This is a genomic window from Psychrosphaera ytuae (assembly GCF_017638545.1).
In the GTDB taxonomy this organism is placed as follows: domain Bacteria; phylum Pseudomonadota; class Gammaproteobacteria; order Enterobacterales; family Alteromonadaceae; genus Psychrosphaera; species Psychrosphaera ytuae.
Genome location: NZ_CP072110.1, coordinates 1,051,727 through 1,069,460, shown reverse-complemented (window position 1 = coordinate 1,069,460; position 17,734 = coordinate 1,051,727). Strand labels below are relative to the sequence as shown.

General features: G+C 41.5%; 16 protein-coding genes. 15 read left to right on the top strand and 1 reads right to left on the bottom strand.

Features of this window, described 5'->3' with window-relative positions; all coding sequences use genetic code 11:
- The 7 genes from J1N51_RS04720 to J1N51_RS04690 all read left to right on the top strand — a co-directional run bounded on the left by J1N51_RS04720 (nt 1) and on the right by J1N51_RS04690 (nt 6,720).
- Nucleotides 1–1,467 (top strand): tetratricopeptide repeat-containing sulfotransferase family protein, encoded by a 1,467-nt coding sequence (locus J1N51_RS04720; protein ID WP_208832823.1) that lies wholly within the window; start codon nt 1–3, stop codon nt 1,465–1,467.
- Nucleotides 1,468–1,760: 293 nt separating this feature from the next.
- Complete coding sequence (locus J1N51_RS04715) at nt 1,761–2,528, top strand: DUF3450 domain-containing protein (protein ID WP_208832822.1); 768 nt, start codon at nt 1,761–1,763, stop codon at nt 2,526–2,528.
- A 6-nt stretch (nt 2,529–2,534) separates the two neighbouring features.
- Entirely contained in the window at nt 2,535–3,896 is a 1,362-nt protein-coding gene (locus J1N51_RS04710; protein WP_208832821.1) for a MotA/TolQ/ExbB proton channel family protein, read from the top strand.
- A gap of 2 nt (nt 3,897–3,898) precedes the next feature.
- Nucleotides 3,899–4,423 carry a MotA/TolQ/ExbB proton channel family protein gene (locus J1N51_RS04705; protein WP_208833322.1) on the top strand — a complete coding sequence of 175 codons (525 nt, stop codon included), beginning with the start codon at nt 3,899–3,901 and terminating at the stop codon, nt 4,421–4,423.
- An 11-nt stretch (nt 4,424–4,434) separates the two neighbouring features.
- Nucleotides 4,435–4,839, top strand: a complete 405-nt coding sequence (locus J1N51_RS04700) for an ExbD/TolR family protein (RefSeq protein ID WP_208832820.1) — start codon at nt 4,435–4,437, stop codon at nt 4,837–4,839.
- A 1-nt stretch (nt 4,840) separates the two neighbouring features.
- The gene (locus J1N51_RS04695) at nt 4,841–5,455 is read left to right on the top strand and encodes an energy transducer TonB (RefSeq protein WP_208832819.1); all 615 of its coding nucleotides are present in this window, start codon (nt 4,841–4,843) and stop codon (nt 5,453–5,455) included.
- A gap of 2 nt (nt 5,456–5,457) precedes the next feature.
- Nucleotides 5,458–6,720 (top strand): tetratricopeptide repeat protein, encoded by a 1,263-nt coding sequence (locus J1N51_RS04690; RefSeq protein WP_208832818.1) that lies wholly within the window; start codon nt 5,458–5,460, stop codon nt 6,718–6,720.
- Between the two features lie 89 nt (nt 6,721–6,809).
- Here J1N51_RS04690 and J1N51_RS04685 read toward each other — a convergent pair whose 3' ends face one another.
- Nucleotides 6,810–7,316 (bottom strand): diguanylate cyclase, encoded by a 507-nt coding sequence (locus J1N51_RS04685; RefSeq protein ID WP_208832817.1) that lies wholly within the window; start codon nt 7,314–7,316, stop codon nt 6,810–6,812.
- A 152-nt stretch (nt 7,317–7,468) separates the two neighbouring features.
- Between J1N51_RS04685 and J1N51_RS04680 the strand changes: the two genes are divergently transcribed.
- The 8 genes from J1N51_RS04680 to J1N51_RS04645 all read left to right on the top strand — a co-directional run bounded on the left by J1N51_RS04680 (nt 7,469) and on the right by J1N51_RS04645 (nt 17,729).
- Nucleotides 7,469–8,050, top strand: a complete 582-nt coding sequence (locus J1N51_RS04680; protein ID WP_208832816.1) for an HvfA family oxazolone/thioamide-modified RiPP metallophore — start codon at nt 7,469–7,471, stop codon at nt 8,048–8,050.
- A 241-nt stretch (nt 8,051–8,291) separates the two neighbouring features.
- A complete protein-coding gene (locus J1N51_RS04675) occupies nt 8,292–9,080 on the top strand; it encodes an HvfB family MNIO-type RiPP peptide maturase (protein WP_208833321.1) in 789 nt (262 codons plus the stop codon).
- 34 nt (nt 9,081–9,114) lie between these two features.
- Entirely contained in the window at nt 9,115–10,011 is an 897-nt protein-coding gene (locus J1N51_RS04670; RefSeq protein ID WP_208832815.1) for an HvfC/BufC N-terminal domain-containing protein, read from the top strand.
- A gap of 90 nt (nt 10,012–10,101) precedes the next feature.
- On the top strand, nt 10,102–10,635 hold the full coding sequence (gene apt, locus J1N51_RS04665) for an adenine phosphoribosyltransferase (RefSeq protein ID WP_208832814.1): 534 nt from the start codon (nt 10,102–10,104) through the stop codon (nt 10,633–10,635).
- A 21-nt stretch (nt 10,636–10,656) separates the two neighbouring features.
- The gene (gene dnaX / locus J1N51_RS04660; protein WP_208832813.1) at nt 10,657–12,813 is read left to right on the top strand and encodes a DNA polymerase III subunit gamma/tau; all 2,157 of its coding nucleotides are present in this window, start codon (nt 10,657–10,659) and stop codon (nt 12,811–12,813) included.
- A gap of 73 nt (nt 12,814–12,886) precedes the next feature.
- Nucleotides 12,887–13,213, top strand: coding sequence for a YbaB/EbfC family nucleoid-associated protein (locus tag J1N51_RS04655; RefSeq protein ID WP_208832812.1), 327 nt, complete (start codon nt 12,887–12,889; stop codon nt 13,211–13,213).
- 416 nt (nt 13,214–13,629) lie between these two features.
- Nucleotides 13,630–14,568, top strand: a complete 939-nt coding sequence (locus J1N51_RS04650; protein ID WP_208832811.1) for a nuclease-related domain-containing protein — start codon at nt 13,630–13,632, stop codon at nt 14,566–14,568.
- 20 nt (nt 14,569–14,588) lie between these two features.
- Nucleotides 14,589–17,729, top strand: coding sequence for a DUF3427 domain-containing protein (locus tag J1N51_RS04645; RefSeq protein WP_208832810.1), 3,141 nt, complete (start codon nt 14,589–14,591; stop codon nt 17,727–17,729).
- Nucleotides 17,730–17,734: the final 5 nt, after the last annotated feature.

Genomic DNA, 17,734 nt, shown 5'->3' with positions numbered 1-17,734 from the left:
ATGGATCAACAACATTATCAACTTGCAAATAGCTTGATAAAAGAAGTGGAGCAGGGCAACCGAGAGCGGTTTCATCAAAAAGCGCAACAGTTGATATCGGAGCAAGCACTTTTGGGCAAGCTGTGGGGTAGTGTAGCTAAGTTAGCGATGACCCTAGGTGACAATATTATTGCGATAGAAGCCATTACACGTTACTACCAGTCAACCAACACCACAGACAGCTTAATTCAAACCCTAGGAGTATACGGCGAATTGGGACGCTTTGACCTTGCTGAGCCTCTAATAAGTGGGGTGAAAACAGACTCTAGTAACCCAAATTTAACTTATTTTTGTGGTGTTATGTACAGTCAATTGGGGGATTTTGTAAAAGCTAGGGATTATTTAGAAAGAACCCTATCGTTAAGCCCGCAAGCTGCATCAGCATGGTTATCACTCGCAGCTATCACTAGCGCAGAACAGGCACCTGACGTTAAGGCTAAATTGGAACAATCGTATCAGAATAGAGTACCTACTAATCCAATTGAAAAGATCCAGTACCTATATGCACTGTGCCGATTGAATGAGCTTTGTGGAGATATAAAAGCTGCGTTTTTAAGTGCTCAACAAGCGGCAGAGGTTGGGAAAAACCAAATACGCAACCAAACCTATGAAATAGGCGAAGAGTTTCAATTGACAGAATCAATCAAAGGTCTATTTGATTTTGAATTTGTCCAAAAGTATCGATTACAAGCTACAGAGGATGAACCTACACCTATCTTTGTACTTGGCTTACCAAGGTCTGGAACAACACTTTTATCACAACTCATACTAAAACACGCGAACAAAGAACATGCTGTGGTTGGTGGTGACGAACTGAGGTACTGTCAAAAAAGTCTATTACCCTTAGGTCTTAGACAAATGTGTAATGCGAAGGAAGACAGCCAAAATCCAGACGTGATAAAACGGATCATTAAGCACTTTAGAGCAGAATATATGTATCGCTTACAAGCTGATTATGGCAACGCAACGGTTGTTGTCGATAAGTCACTTGATCTTTATCGCTATGCGGGACTTTTAGCGTGTGCATTCCCCAATGCTATTTTTGTCCATATTAACCGAGAGCAACGTGATGTTGCTTGGTCTTGCTACAAGCACTTTTTTAACAAAGGCATACCTTGGTGTTATGACCTTGCTGAAATGAAACACTTTTTTGAGGACTTTTTTGGGCAAATTGACCATTGGCGAACTATTCTTTCAGAAAGATTTATTGATATTGAATACGAATCATTAGTATCAAAGCCGCAAGGAATACTTGAACAAGTCCTTTCGAGTGCCAACTTGGCCTTTGAAGGTGATATTAATAATGGCCCTGTGAACAAGACTAAAGTCGCGACGAATAGTTTGTACTATGTTCGTCAGCCTTTATCTACGAGCTTTATAAATAAAAGTATGCCGTTGGCCGAAGAATTTAGTCTGTTTAACGCATAAATATTTCAAAAAAAAGTCGTATTTGTCCTATTTTTAGATTAAATATCTGCGCGAGTAATTCGCAGATAACGAGCGTTAGATGAATTGTTAAACGAGTTGAATCCTATTACGTCATTAATTGGTCAAAATGTGCGCGTTGGTTGACTGGTTGTTGTCGCGACAACTGATTGATCATTGACATTAGACTTGATGTTTGGGAGACTCGACGGTGATTATTCGTGTTGATTTATATGCACGAATAGAGAGTATTTACTCAATTTTAGAATTTTAAACACATACATTGGTTGGGAACTATGTCAAAGATGAAACTAAGTCTAGTGGCTTCTGCTCTTGTAGGAGCGGTGACATTTGCCGGTTCTGCGTTAGCAGCAGACCCTCTAGAGCAATTGCAAGCGGCTGAAACGACAATTAATAAAGCAGCAGCTAAATCGCAAACTAAAATCAACAGAATCCAAGAGCAAACGCAAGAAATGGCGTTAGAGTATCGCGATGTTGTTGATACTACTGAGATCAATCGAGTTTATAACGACCATGTTGCTAAATTAGTAGCTGCTCAAAACGCTGAAATCGCGTCTTTAGAAGCTCAAATTGCAGAAATCGAAAATACAAAGCGTAACGTTGTTCCGCTTATGTACCGTATGATCGACATGCTAGAGCAGTTTGTTCAAGCTGACATTCCAATCAAGCTAGAAAGACGTACTGCACGCGTAGAAAAATTACGTGAACTTATGGTTAACCCTAACGTAAGTACTTCAGAAAAGTACCGTCAGGTTCTAGAAGCGTACGAAATCGAAAAAGATTACGGCACAGCGATGGAAGCGTGGGAAGCGACTGAAACTTTCGACGGTCAAGAAATCACTGCTGACTTCGTACACGTAGGTCGTATTGCTCTAATCGCGCAATCAAAAGACCTTAAGAACGCTTGGGTGTGGAACAACAACACTCGCAGCTGGGAAAAATTAGGTGATGAGTACCTAAAAGACATCACATTAACTATTCGTATGGCGCGTAAACAAGCTCCATTAGAGTTAATTAAATTACCAATTTTCGCTGCGGAGTAATTACACATGAAAAAGATTTTAAATTCATTGGTACTAGCCGCTGCGGTAGCTTCAGTTGGCTTTACTACAACTGTTAACGCTGAAGGCAAACTTGACCAGTTATTGGAACAAGTTAAGAAAGACCGTCTTTCTGAAGGCGCGTTGAACAAAAAGCGTGAACAAGAGTTCCAATCTGCTAAAGCAGACAAGCAAGCGCTTTTAAACAAAGCGAAAAAAGAATTAGCCGACGAGCAAGCCCGTGGCGAACGTCTTCAAAAGCAATACGCACAAAATGAAAAAACTTTAGCAGTTCGCGCTCAAGAGCTAGAAAACGCTAAAGGTACTCTTGGTGAAATGTTTGGTGTTGTACGTCGTGCAGCCAGCAACACTATGGGTTCTATCTCTGCTTCAATCATCTCTGCACAGTACCCAGGTCGTGCTGAGCTATTGACTGAACTAGCAGAAGCTCGTGAACTTCCTACAACTCGTGAATTAGAAGAGTTATGGATTGCTTTACAAACTGAAATGACTGAGTCAGCAAAAGTTGTTGAATTCCAAAAAGAAGTTGCAGCAACTGGCGGTGGTTCAACTGTTGAAAACCTAACTCGTGTAGGTGCGTTCAACCTTATCACTGACAAAGGTAACTACGTTTACTACAACTCTGACGTTCAAGTTGTTCAAGCGTTAGGTAAAGAAGCTGAATCTCACTACCGTTCTTCTGCTAAAGAACTAGCAAATGCATCTGGTAACGAAATCATTCCTTTCTACGTTGACCCGTCACGTGGTGGTATCCTTCGTCTAAACACGCAAAAAGCAACTCTTGAAGACCGTTATCACCAAGGTGGTACTCCAGGTTACGTAATCACAGTTGTTTTAGCATTCGGTCTATTATTAGCGCTACGCAGCCTTGCAATCACAATGTCTGAAAGCTCTAAGATCAAAGCACAACTTAAGAACCCTGAAAACGTTTCTGAGAAGAACGCATTAGGTCGTATCCTTACAGTTTACCGTGACAACAAAGACACTGACGTTGAAAACCTTGAGCTTAAGCTTGATGAAGCTATCTTACGTGAAACTCCACGTATTGAGAGCGGTATCAACACTATCAAGATCCTTGCTGCTGTAGCACCTCTACTAGGTCTACTAGGTACGGTTATCGGTATGATCGAAACGTTCCAGCAAATCACATTGTTCGGTACAGGTGACCCGAAACTAATGGCTGGTTCAATCTCTATGGCATTGGTAACAACAGCAATGGGTATCATCGCTGCACTACCACTAATTTTCACTCATAGCATCGTAGCAGCACGCGCTAAGTCAATCATTCACATCCTTGACGAGCAAAGTGCAGGTATCATTGCAGCGCATGCTGAGAAGGAGAAAGCGTAATGATGATCTACCTGATGGGCCTATGGGAATCCGTCAGGGATTTTATCGGCACGGGCGGCTTTGTACTTTACTTTGTCGCCGCAGCTCTTCTTGTAATGTGGGCGTTAATGATCGAGCGTTGGTGGTTTTTAACCGCTGAGTTCCCAAATATTAGCAAAAACATCATCGCTAAATGGGACGCTCGAGCTGACACTACATCTTGGAGTGCACATAGAATCCGTGACGCTTGGGTTTCCGAAGCATCCGAACTTTTAAATGCAAGAATGTTAATTATTAAAACTCTTGTTGCTATGTGTCCCCTTATCGGCCTACTTGGTACGGTAACGGGTATGATCACTGTATTCGATACAATGGCAACACAAGGTACTGGTAACCCACGTTTGATGGCATCTGGTATTTCAATGGCAACAATCCCGACGATGGCGGGCATGGTTGCAGCCTTATCTGGAATCTTTTTCAGCTCAAGGTTAGAGACAAGAGTTAAAGTGGCAAAAGAAAAGCTAGTAGACAGCTTGCCACATCATTAGGAGATTGAACTATGGCACGTAAACAACGTTTTCGTGATGACGAAGATGCAGCAATTGACATGACTCCGATGCTAGACATCGTATTCATCATGCTTATCTTCTTTATTGTTACGACTTCATTCGTGAAAGAGGCAGGTATTGACGTATTGAAGCCAAAAGCTTCAAACGCGACTAACAAGCCATCTGCTAACATCTTTATCGCAATCAAGCCAAACGGTGACGTTCACATGGACCGTCGTCAGGTGGACATTGAGCGAGTAGCGGCAAACATCGAGCGTATGATTGCTGAACAACCGACTGATACAGTTATTATCCAAGCGGATAAAGAAGCTAAACACGGTGTGGTTGTAAAAGTAATGGACGCGATTAAGTCAGCGGGTATCGAGAAGATTTCTATCGCAGCGGAGAAAAAGTAGTATGTTGAGATTTATTGCATCAATCATTGTTGGTGTAGTAATCACATTCGGCTTGTTCGTATTTATGGCGGAACTTATTAACAGTGGTAGTAAGTCCCAAAATAACAACATCGAAAACATCATAGTCGAAATTAATACTACACCGCCGGAGAGTAAGGCACAGCAGCGTAACCGTGTTCCGCCGCCGCCTCCACCTCCACCAAAGCAGCCGCCAAAGCCGCAGCAGCCTGAGCCAGAGCCTCAGATTGCAGATGCAGGTGCGCTAAACTTTAATATGCCTTCGGTAAACGTTGGCGGTGCTAATGCCGGTTTAAGTGGTCCTGGTGCTTTGATTCGTGACGGTGATGCAACACCTATCGTACGTATCGAGCCAAAGTTCCCGCCGAAAGCAGCCCGTGACGGTATTGAAGGTTGGGTTCAGCTAAGCTTCGACATTAACGAAGTTGGTGCAGTTGAAAACGTACAAGTTATCAACTCAGAACCACGCCGAGTTTTCGACCGTGAAGCGCGTAAAGCACTTCAACGTTGGAAGTACAAGCCAAAAGTTGTTGATGGTAAGCCAGTACGTCAAACTGGTCTTCAAGTTCAACTAGACTTCAACTTAGACGGAGCATAAAAATGAAAACATCAACATTGTTATCTGCTTTATTGACGTCTTTGGTACTTATGTCAGCACCTTTCGCTCACGCGAAGGTGCCAGCTGATAAAGTAGCAGAAGTTGAAAAGCGTAAAAAAGCACGCGGTGGTGAAGTACTTGGTCCTCGTATCGGTAAAAAGGTTGGTGCGGCATTTGAACTGTACCAAGCTGACCAGGTAGAAGAGGCACTAGCATTATTGTTAGAGCTTGAGCCTAGCAGTGACTTTGACAAAGCATATGTACAACGTTTTATCGGTAATATGTATGCAACATTACAAAAGCCTCAAGACGCAATAGATAGCCTTGTGCGCGCTGAGAAGTTAGACAAACTTCCGTTCCGCGATCACAGTGATGTCTTAAAGCTAATCGGCGATTTGTACATGCAGGAAAAAGGCTACGCGAAGGCAATTGAATACTACAAAAAGTATTTAGACTTCACCTTAGACCAGCACGCTGATACTTACTTCCGTATGTCGAGTGCAAATTACGAGTTAGGTAACTACGACGAGGCTATTAAAGCTGCGCGTAATGCTATCAAGTTCTCTGAGAAAAAAGTTGAGAACTACTACGTACTTGTAATGGCAGCGTATTACGAGAAGAAAGACTACAAAAATGCGACTAAAGCAACTGAAGACTTGCTAAGAAACTTCCCTGAAAATGAGAAGTGGTGGCCGCAATTAGGTAGCTTCTATGCGTTGTTAGAAGACTATGAAAAAGGTCTAGCAACAATGAGCATCGCGTACAAAAATGGTTATTTGAAAAAGCCAGGACAGTACAAGCAAGTTTCACAACTTTTTGCGACTCAAGGTGTGCCATACAAAGCGGCAACCATTCTTGAAAAGCATATTAAGTCAGGTGAAGTTGAAAGCGATGAGCGTAACTTGGGTGCGTTAGCTAGCAGTTTCCGTAATGCTAAAGAGTTTGAAAAAGCTGCAGAGTATTACGGTGAAGCCGCTAAAGTAAGCAAAGACCCTGATTACTTCCGCCGTCAAGGTGACATGTTATTAGTCGCTGAAGACTTTAAAGGCGCAGTAAAGGCGTACGAAGCTGCATTGAAAGGCGGTATCGCTAAGAAAGGTGTTGTTTACCTTTCTATTGCCGATGCGAACTATCAGATGCGTAACTTCAAAGATGCTTACGTTGCAATTAACAAAGCAGTTGAAGATAAAAACACTGCCAAGTCTGCAAAGCCTTGGGTTGGTTATATCAAAGATGCTGCAGAGCGTAATGGTGTTAAGCTTTAAGGCCTTGGGTTTTTAAGCAAAACACGATTACCATAAAAAACCGCCGAATTGGCGGTTTTTTTATGGGCATCAATCACGATTAAGAAGTATTAATGCAGCTTAAAGTATTTGAGCGTATATGCGTTTTTACCTTTCAGCTCTGCTTCGTCCGCTAACTTCTCGGTGATCTTAAATACCTCTTCTGGATTTATATCATGCGATGGAAGTATATTTAATGCTCCAATAGACAGGTCTACCGACATTGGAAGGTTTGCTAGCGCAATCTCTACATCACTGAGTATTCTCGTAATGATGGTTTCGGTACCTTCCTCATCTAAATTGAATACACCAATTGCGATTTCATTTTCTTGAAAGCGGCAAACCAGGTCTGTTGCTCGCTTGGTACTCTTAGTGATGGCCTCTGAAATCAACCGAAAAGCTAATTTGTCATCGTCCCTATTAGGATTTAGGTGAGGGTGAATAATTATTACTGACAGGGCGTCACGTTCTCGCATCATACGATGCCATTCACGTTGAAATACCTCTGCAAAATAATCCTCACTGTATAAACCAGTGAGACGATCGCGAAACGATGTATGCATTTGGTTGAAGATCATTTTACACCTCCTCTAACTTCGTTAGTATAGTATTTAACGGAGATCTTGGTACTGTAGTTGTTACATAAAAAATTTTAAATTTATGAAATTTTGTAGTAATCCCCGTGGTCTATTAAACTGATATTAAAATTAATTGCCCTAGGAAGGTGAACATGAACACAAATAAAAAAGCAACCATTGCGGCTTTAGGTTTAGCTGCTTTAGCAACTTCTACAGTAGCATCAGCACAAGGTGCAAGTTTTCAAGCTAGCGTTCTTTCGGCTGGGTACCAAGTTGAAATGATGGAAGGTAAGTGCGGCGAAGGTAAATGCGGTGCTGAGCACGCGAAAGAAAAAGCCAAAAAAGCCAAAGAAGGTAAATGTGGCGAAGGTAAGTGTGGTGCAGAACACATGAGTGACAAGGCCAAAGAAAAAGCCAAAAAAGCCAAAGAAGGTAAATGTGGTGAAGGCAAGTGTGGTGCTGAGCACATGAGCGACAAAGCCAAAGAAAAAGCCAAAAAAGCTAAAGAAGGTAAATGTGGCGAAGGTAAGTGCGGCGAAGGCAAATGTGGTGCTAACCACATGAGTGACAAAGCCAAAGAAAAAGCCAAAAAAGCTAAAGAAGGTAAATGTGGCGAAGGTAAGTGCGGCGAAGGCAAATGTGGTGCTAACCACATGAGTGACAAGGCCAAAGAAAAAGCCAAAAAAGCCAAAGAAGGTAAGTGCGGCGAAGGCAAATGCGGAAGTGCAAAGTAACGGTCGCTTTTTGATCTGAAATTATGTGACCAAATCAATAGTAGTTGTATTTGGTCACTGCCTTTATGTTAAGAACAGTCTGCAAGGTTCTTAGCACTTTTCATCATAGTAATTTCAAGGGTATAGCAGTTTGACTCAGTCAATCCATTTACATTCATCGTTAAATTCAACAACCTCCGCAGGTGGTGAAATAACCTCTGGAAGACTAATCGATGGTGTGGGGTTGGGTTACAGACGAGAAATGATCACCAAGCATGATGAAATTTTAAGTAGTCGCGTTGATTTTATCGAGGTTGCACCTGAAAACTGGATCCCGATGAATACGCCTTACCAGAGGCCCCTTAGAGAAATTTCTGAGCAGATCCCACTGTCAACCCACGGACTGTCATTATCGCTGGGAAGTCCCGATCCACTTGATGTAGATTTTGTTAAGCAGGTAAAAGTATTTTTAGAGCAGTTTAATGTTGCTCATTACACTGAGCATTTAAGTTATTGCTCGGCCGGTGGTCATATGTATGACTTAATGCCTATTCCATTTACTTCAGAGTCAGTTAAGTATGTTGCTAATAGAATAAAGCAAGTACAAGATATTTTAGAACGACAAATTGCGGTAGAAAATGTGTCGTATTATCTACAACAAAATAGCGAACTGTCTGAGATTGAGTTTACAAAAGCCGTTCTTGAAGAAGCGGATTGTAGGTTGTTGCTGGACGTAAATAATGTCTATGTCAACAGCATCAATCACGGATACGACAGCCGCGAGTTTATCAATGCCATGCCTACCGAGCGGGTGGTCTATGGGCATATTGCAGGTCACTACGACGAAGCTGACGACCTTAAAGTAGATACTCATGGCAGCCCAGTAAAAGACTCTGTTTGGGACTTATTAGATTATGCTTACCAAAAGCATGGAGCCTTTCCGACTCTACTAGAGAGAGACTTTAATATTCCTAGTATGGCTGAGTTGAATATAGAGCTCGAAAAGATCAGTAAGATTCAAGCTTTACATCAAAAAGCGCTTGCCTGTTAACCTTCAATCTAATTAAAACGCATTCATAAAAACAATGACTACTGAAAAAATGCCGACATTCCAAAAACAACAAAAAGACCTAGTAAAACAAATTAGGACAGGTCAAGTACGCGGGTCAGAAGGTCGTCGGATCAAGGTTTATCAAGAGTTGTTTTTTAATAATATTGAAGGGTTTTGTGCCAATGGATTCCCAGTTTTAAAATCGGTACTCCCCGAGCCTGTCTGGAAAGCCTGGGTTAGAGCATTTTTAGTTCACAGTGAGTGTCATTCTCCTTATTTTAAAGATATTGCAGAGCAATACCTAGGTTTCCTTAATGAGACACTTTTACCTGTGTTGTCTCATGCTGCACCATCCATTGATGTCGAAGGGCAAACTAATTTTGGTGGTTGGGCTGAGGTTTTACCAGATTACTCCAACATGGATAACCAAACACAAACGCTGATCAACGCTGTAAATTTACATAATTACCCATGGTTACTTGAGCTTGCCCATTATGAATGGGTCGAGTTATACGTTTCGACACGAGAGCCACAGCAAGGAGTTTGCTCTTCGGGGCTGGGAGAGCTAATGCAAAATAATATAAGGGTTAGGCTCGCTGACTCGGCATTACCGTTAGCGTATCAACACCCAGTTCAGACAATAAAGGTTGGTAATGTCGAAGGCATCACAGAAAGCTTGACCTCGCTGCTGGTTTACCAAGCTTGGCAATTCACTAGTACTAAGGTGGAACAGGGAGACACTCAGTTTGTACTAATAGATTTAGTCTCAGTTCATTTATTACACTTCTTACAAAATCATTTAGCGACATTTAATGATATGCTTGAGTTTTTACAGACTCCATCTGTCGGGCTAACGCGTGAGCAAGCTACACACTTTTTGACACAGGCTTTACCTGACTTTGTTGAACGTGGTGTTTTAATTAGCAATTAATGGCTATTTTATAAAAATTATCTGCTTAGGTATTTTTCAATCCCATTGCTTCTGGCATACTTTCCTTAAATTGAATCACCGGAAACCGACATGTCGGATTTGATCAAAAACAGCATAAAGACGATCCCTGATTACCCTAAAGCAGGAATCCAATTTCGTGACGTAACCTCTTTAATGCAAAACGCCGAGGCTTTTGCAGCAACTATTGATGCTTTTTACGAGAAATACAAAAATTCTGGTATTACCGCGATTGTTGGAACTGAGGCACGAGGTTTTATTTTTGGTGCACCATTGGCTTACAAATTGGGCGTTTCATTCGTACCCGTTCGCAAACCTGGTAAATTACCTAGAGCTGTCTACTCACAGGCGTATCAGTTGGAGTATGGTGAAGACATTCTTGAGCTTCACACAGATGCATTGTCTGCAGAAGACAAAGTGTTAATGGTTGATGACTTGTTAGCGACCGGTGGAACGATTGAAGCAACGACTTTATTAATCCGCAAGCTTGGTGCTGAAGTTAATGATGCGTGTTTTGTCGTAAATCTGCCAGATTTGGGCGGTGAACAGCGTTTAAATAAATTGGATATCAACTGTTATAGCTTAACTGAGTTTGATGGCGAATAAGTAGAAAAGGGCGTTTAAAGCATGAGTTATCAAGTATTAGCAAGGAAATGGCGCCCTACAAAGTTTGCTGAATTAGTAGGCCAAGACCACGTCAAATCGGCGATCATCAATGGCTTAACCCATCAGCGCACTCACCATGCTTATTTATTTACCGGCACAAGAGGGGTTGGTAAAACAACCATCGCACGTATTTTTGCAAAGAGCCTAAACTGCGAAACTGGCATATCTGCAGAGCCTTGCGGTACGTGCTCAGTTTGTTTGGATGTTGATGCTGGGCGGTTTGTTGACCTAATTGAAATCGATGCGGCGTCGCGAACTAAAGTTGGTGACACGAGAGAGATCTTAGATAACGTGCAATATGCGCCAACTCGTGGCCGCTACAAAATCTATCTCATTGACGAAGTCCACATGTTGTCTCGACATAGTTTTAACGCATTGTTAAAAACCCTTGAAGAGCCACCAGAACACGTTAAGTTTTTGTTTGCCACAACTGATCCACAAAAGCTTCCAGTTACGATTCTTTCCCGCTGTCTGCAGTTTAACCTTCAGGCTTTGAGCATTTCTCAAATTACTGCCCAGCTGCAACACATCTTAACCGCAGAGCAAATACCTTTTGAGCAACCAGCTATTGAGCTATTAGCCAAATTTGCACGCGGTAGTATGCGTGATGGCTTAAGTTTGACGGATCAGGCTATTGCTCAATCAGGTCAAAACGTAACGCTTGATGTCGTCCAACAGATGTTAGGTACCGTCGACCAGTCGTGGAGTCTTCAGATATTACAGGCTATTGTGAGCCAAGACAGCGACCAATTGGTTGAATTGTTCGCTCGGCTACAACAGCAACAGCCTGACTTTTTGAAAATTTTAGATGACCTGATCACCTTGACTCACCAAGTTGCGATGTGCCAAGTAGTGCCTGCAGCGGCACAACTTAGTGAAGCTAATGAGGTGATGATTAAAAAGTTTGCTGGTCACCTTTCTGCACAGCAAGTACAAGTTTTTTATCAGTTGTTAATTCAAGGCAAAAAAGAAATGGCCTTCGCTGTTAGCCCAAGTGCTGGTCTTGAAATGACCTGCCTCAGGTTGTTGGCATTTTCTCCAGCTGCACCTGAATTGCGAACTGACGAGCAGCAAAAAAAAAACCTTGATTTAGCACGGACAGAAACACCTCAGCCAGAAGTTGAATCTGGCCAAGAGTTAGGCCCAGAAGAGAAATCAAACGAGGCTGAAGCTGTCATCACAGAAACGGTATCAGACCATGTTTCAGACTCAGTTCCAGAACCAGAACCAGAACTAGACTCAGCGAAGCAGCCAATTGTAGGGGCTGAAGCCTCGAACACAGAATCTACTGATATTCCCGCTGAATATGCAGAGTACGAGTCGTATTCACAGCAAATCGAATCCTCGGCGCATGAAGAACCGGTTTTTAACCCTGATTTGAGCCATGATGAACAACTTCAACCTGCGCCGGTTACAGAGCCCGAACAGCCCGCTAAAGAGACTAATTCAACAGTAGCGCCATCGCAGGCAGCTTACGAATCTGATGCTGACAATCCTGTGTTGGCCATTCTGGCAGCAAGAGGAATGAGCCTCAATGCCAGTGAGACAGGTCAAACTACACAGGTTAGTTCTGAACAAGCGATAAACAGTCCGCAAACTGGTGGTGAGGACGCTAATGTCCAATCTCAAAGCCACGCACAAGCAGAGCAGTCGCAAATTGATAACGAGCCAGAAGAGACTCAGCAAGAGGCTGTGGAAGACGTAGAGCTATTGCCCGTTGAATCAGAGCAAGTACGTTATGCCCACCAGGTTGATAAATGGGCTGCCATGATAGAGCAGTCAGGGTTAATGGGCTTAGGTCGACAGTTAGCTTTAAACAGTGAAGTTAAAATTGATGGTGATAGAATAGAGCTTATTGTTCGTGAGGAATTTGCTCATTTGCTCAATGAGCGTTCTGAAGCCGATTTAACCGATGTTGTATCACGCCTCGCGCCAGCGTCTGAGTTTATTATTAACAAAAACGCAGTGACAACAATGGCACCTGCGGACATTCAACAAAACATCAACATGAACCGTCAAGAGAGAGCAGAACAATCGATTCAGCAAGATCCAACGGTGCTCATGTTACTTAACGAATTTGATGCAAAAGTAATCGACGAGTCGATTAAACCATTATAAATATGACCTTAAAACCTTGTTTTGAGGAAAATGGACCGTATATTCCAACGGTCAAACTTGAGAGGAAACGAATATGTTTAAAGGCGGAATGGGCAACCTAATGAAGCAAGCCCAGCAAATGCAAGAAAAAATGCAAAAGGCACAAGAAGAACTAGCAAAGATGGAAGTCACAGGTGAAGCTGGCGCAGGTCTAGTTAAAGTGACTATGCTAGGTAGCCATAATGTTAAGCGTGTAGAGCTAGACGACTCTTTGATGGAAGACGACAAAGATATGATCGAAGACTTGCTAGCAGCAGCGGTTAACGATGCTGTTCGTCGTGTAGAAGAAATGAACAAAGAGCAAATGGCTAAGCTAACGGGTGGTATGGGCATGCCTCCGGGCATGAAGATGCCGTTTTAATCTAAACCCTTTGAATTTATTGGCTTTTATTAACCTCCAAACGTTGGGGGTCATAGAGGGGTCAAAAGCTCATAATAAAAAAGCTCTGAAATTTAATATTCAGAGCTTTTTTGTTTTTGTGAGATACAAATTAAATTTCTCAAATCGTGCCTACAAAAAGGAGCATTAACATTTGTTTTAATTTTTTTAAAGTCTTTTGGCAAAATACAAGAAGCCTACGCCACAAAATACTTGCAGTGTGCCTGATTCATCATTTATTAGAATTAAAAGCCTACTGTCACGTGCATTTGGTAGTAAAAAGTTTCTAGAGCTCTGAGGTCTGTATTAATACTAATTGGTTATCAAATCCATTTTAGTGTTTACTATATTCATCAATTTGATACATTTTGCCGACAAATCAGAATATTGGATGTTGTATGATTATCAAGGAAAAGATACAAATAGCGGCAAGAGACCCGAGGGTTAGAGCTGGACAAAAGCAAGAACTTGATGTCGCATTTTATCTTCGAAGAGCATTTAAAGACCACCCCTTAGTTTTTGTCCTACATGACTTCAAGTTTTCATTTAATGAAGAAACCGCGCAAATAGATCATCTTATAATTTATCCCTTCGGCTTTATTTTACTTGAATCGAAAAGTATTGAGGGTGAAGTCACTGTAAACGCACAAGGCGAATGGACCAGAAGCGTAAGGAATAGCTGGAAAGGGATCCCCAGCCCAATAAAGCAACTGGAACTCCAGGAGAAGCTACTGCGCGAAATGCTAAACCAGAACAAACATAAAATATTACCCAAGTTTCTGTTTAATTTGGTGCAGCAAAGTTTTGGCGGGAGAGAGTGGCATCAGCTTTGCGTTGTATCCAGTACTGCAATTATCGACAGAAGCAACATACCAAAAAACATTTCAGGCCGGGTCGTAAAGTCTGAGTTTGTGGTGGATGCGGTGACAAAAACTATGAATTTACCGCGCTTTGACTCAAAGGTCATTCAAGCATTAAAGATTGATACTAGACCTGATTTTTCAGAAGAGGACTTAAACTCTATCTGTAGTTTTTTACTAGAATCTGATTTGGCACAATTACCTATCGCCAGCTCACAACCAAATAACAATGACCAAACAGCAACTGAAAAGCCTATTATTTCGTGTAAGCAGTGCGGAGAAGACGAGTTGTTGGTACCAAACTCAGGACGATACGGGTATTACGTAAAATGCCAAAAGTGTGGGACAAATACATCAATGAAATTAAGTTGTTCAACTTGTAATTCACAGAATACAAAAGTCAGTAAAAAGGCCACACAATATACGTTAGTTTGTTTAGATTGCTCCAGTCAGCAAATTGTCATGGAAGCCAGATAACGGAGCAATTTGGACGTTTTATGAATCACACTGGTATATACGAGCAACTGATTACAAACCTAATATCTAGTCGATTGGATAAAGACAGGTTTTATATTGGTGAGAGAGAATTAGGTAAAGACGAAGCCGCTGTTTGGTTGTCAAAATTTTTGAACAGAGTTGTTGAACACACAATTAACTCCATACCTGGTGGAGATGATCAACTGCAGCGACAAATAGACCTGTCTAATCAACTGATTTTATGGCTCAAAGATAAACTTCAAGGTGATGATTTTTTCGATGAAAACCTGCTTGAAGGTCAAGGGAAAATACTGACTGCATTGTATGAAATTGAAAATCCTGTTGCCGCTGACCTTAAAAAGTATGTTGAAGACATATTTCCTCTAACCGGCCTTACCCAAAGCGAATTGTTTTGCGGCAGTAATGCTGGTTTGTCATTAGAAAGTGAATTAAAAAGAGAGATCCTTTCATCCGACCGAATTTATTGGTTAGTGTCATTTATCAAGTGGGCAGGCATTAGGATCTTTAGAAAGGAACTAGAAGAATTTACTCGAAGTGGAAGAAAGTTAAAGATAATCACAACCTCGTACATGGGGGCCACAGATGCTAAGGCTGTCGAGTTCTTAGCGTCGTTACCAAACACAGAAGTAAAACTTAGCTACAACACACAAAGAGAAAGGTTGCATGCCAAGAGCTATCTATTTGTTAGAAATACAGGATTTAATACTGGCTATATAGGATCGTCCAACCTATCGCACTCTGCATTAACCAGTGGTTTAGAGTGGAACTTGAAGATCACTTCACAAGAGATCCCTCACATCATAGAAAGATCATTAAATACATTTGAATCGTACTGGAATTCGAATGAGTTCGAAGCTTTTGATGGGAAGATAGAGAGTCGTGAAAAGCTTAGTGCAGCTCTAAAGGAAGCCAAATACGGGCAATCTGGAGCGCAAGCTCACTTCTTTGAGTTAAAACCATTTAGTCATCAAGAAGAAATACTGGAGCAACTTGAAGTTGAACGAACGCTACACAAGCGATACAGAAACTTGGTCGTGGCGGCAACGGGCACAGGTAAAACATTAATATCGGCTTTCGACTTTTCTCGTTATTTGGCAAAGAATCCAACTGCCAAATTTCTCTTTGTTGCGCATAGAGAAGAGATCCTTAAACAAGCCAGAATGGCCTACAGAGGAGTGCTGAAGCAAGCAGATTTTGGGGAGCTTTGCGTAGGAAATTATAAACCTGAAAAATTTGACCACTTATTTGCGTCAATCCAAACCTTAAACAACCAATTAGAGAGCCTCAAGCTAGACTCTAGTTATTACGATTACATTGTTATCGACGAGGTACACCACGTCGCTGCAAGCTCTTACAGGGGTGTTCTATCGCGTTTTGAGCCAAACATACTATTAGGTTTAACCGCAACCCCAGAGCGCTACGACGGGACGAATATATTGGACGACTTCTGTGGTGTTATTGCTGCTGAAATACGCTTACCTGAAGCGATTAACCGTCGTCATTTATGTCCATTTCAGTATTTTGGTATTGATGATGATACGGATCTAAAACAGATCAGCTGGAAACAAGGTCGATACGACATTGCTGAGCTAACAAACCTCTATACCCACAATCAGCAACGCGTAGATAAGATCTTTCAAAGTATTCAGGAGTTAATTACTTCTGTAGACAACATGAAGGCATTGGCTTTTTGCGTTGGAAAAGAACATGCTGAATATATGTGTAAGCAATTCCTACTAAAGGGAATTGAATGCGACTTTCTTACTAGCGATAACAGCAGTGATAGGGCATCAAAGCAACAAGCTTTGCGAGCCGGAAAAATAAAAGTCCTATTTGTGGTGGACATTTTTAACGAAGGTGTCGATATTCCCGAAGTTGATACTTTGCTGTTTCTTCGTCCTACAGAAAGCTTAACAATCTTTTTACAGCAGTTGGGAAGGGGACTAAGGCTTGCAAACAACAAGGACGTTTGTACTATTTTGGACTTTGTCGGTAACGCCAACTCAAACTATGATTTTGCACAAAAGTTTAGAGCTGTAGTAGGGAAAACGGAGAGTTCGATAAGCGATGAAATTAAAAATGGTTTTCCACATGCGCCGCTAGGTTGCAGAATAGAGCTGACCAAACAAACTCTGCAGATGATCCTCAATAACATCCGACAAGCAACGCTTAATAAGCAGCGTCTTATCGGTTTGATACGTAATTTTAATTTTCAGTCTAACTTGGAATTAACGCTTTCAAATTTCATAAAAATTAACCCACAAGTTGATTTGGAAGATATTTATAAAAAACATAGTTGGACGGAGTTATGTCTTGAAAGTGAAGTAATCAAAAATATTGAATTAGAACAAGACCAGCTTAAAACCTTAGCCAGATTGATCAGAACAAGGCTTATGGGTTGTGATGATCAGTTTTACCTCGCGCATATAAAACAACGTTCAAACTCAAGCTTTGAAATTAAAGAAGATACAGCAAACATCTATGATTTGATGTTGCATTATGACTATTGGCAAAAGTCAGGCCCTGCGTCAGGTTTTGGCACAATAGCGGAAAGCTTAAACTCGTTCATTAAGCCTCACGTAGAGAGTGAATTAGCTTGTTTATCAGACCTTTTGATTCAACGTATACACCACAAACAGGACAATATGCCTTTAATGGGTAATCACCCTATTAAGTTACACGCTCGTTATGCAAGAGAGCAAATCTTAGTTGGATTTGGTGCAACAACGTTTGAGAAACAACCAAACTCTAGGGAAGGCGTATTCAACATCAGAGAACAGAATATTGAGCTTCTTTTTGTGACTCTGAATAAGAACGAAAAACAGTTTTCTCCAACCACTATGTATCACGACTACGCAATCAACGACAGCCTATTTCATTGGCAAAGCCAGAACTCTGCAAGACCTGACAGAGGTAAAGGACTTGAATATGTAGAACACAAAATGAAAAACAAAAGGCTGTTTTTGTTTGTTAGAGAACAAGCGAAAGATGAATATGGCAAAACCGTCGGTTTTGTTAATTACGGTGAAGTTGAATATGTATCTCACACTAGCAGTCAACCAATGAACATAACGTGGAAGCTAAAGTCCAAAATGCCGAGTTTCATGTGGAAACAGGCTGCTAAGTTGGCCATGAATTAAAGGAC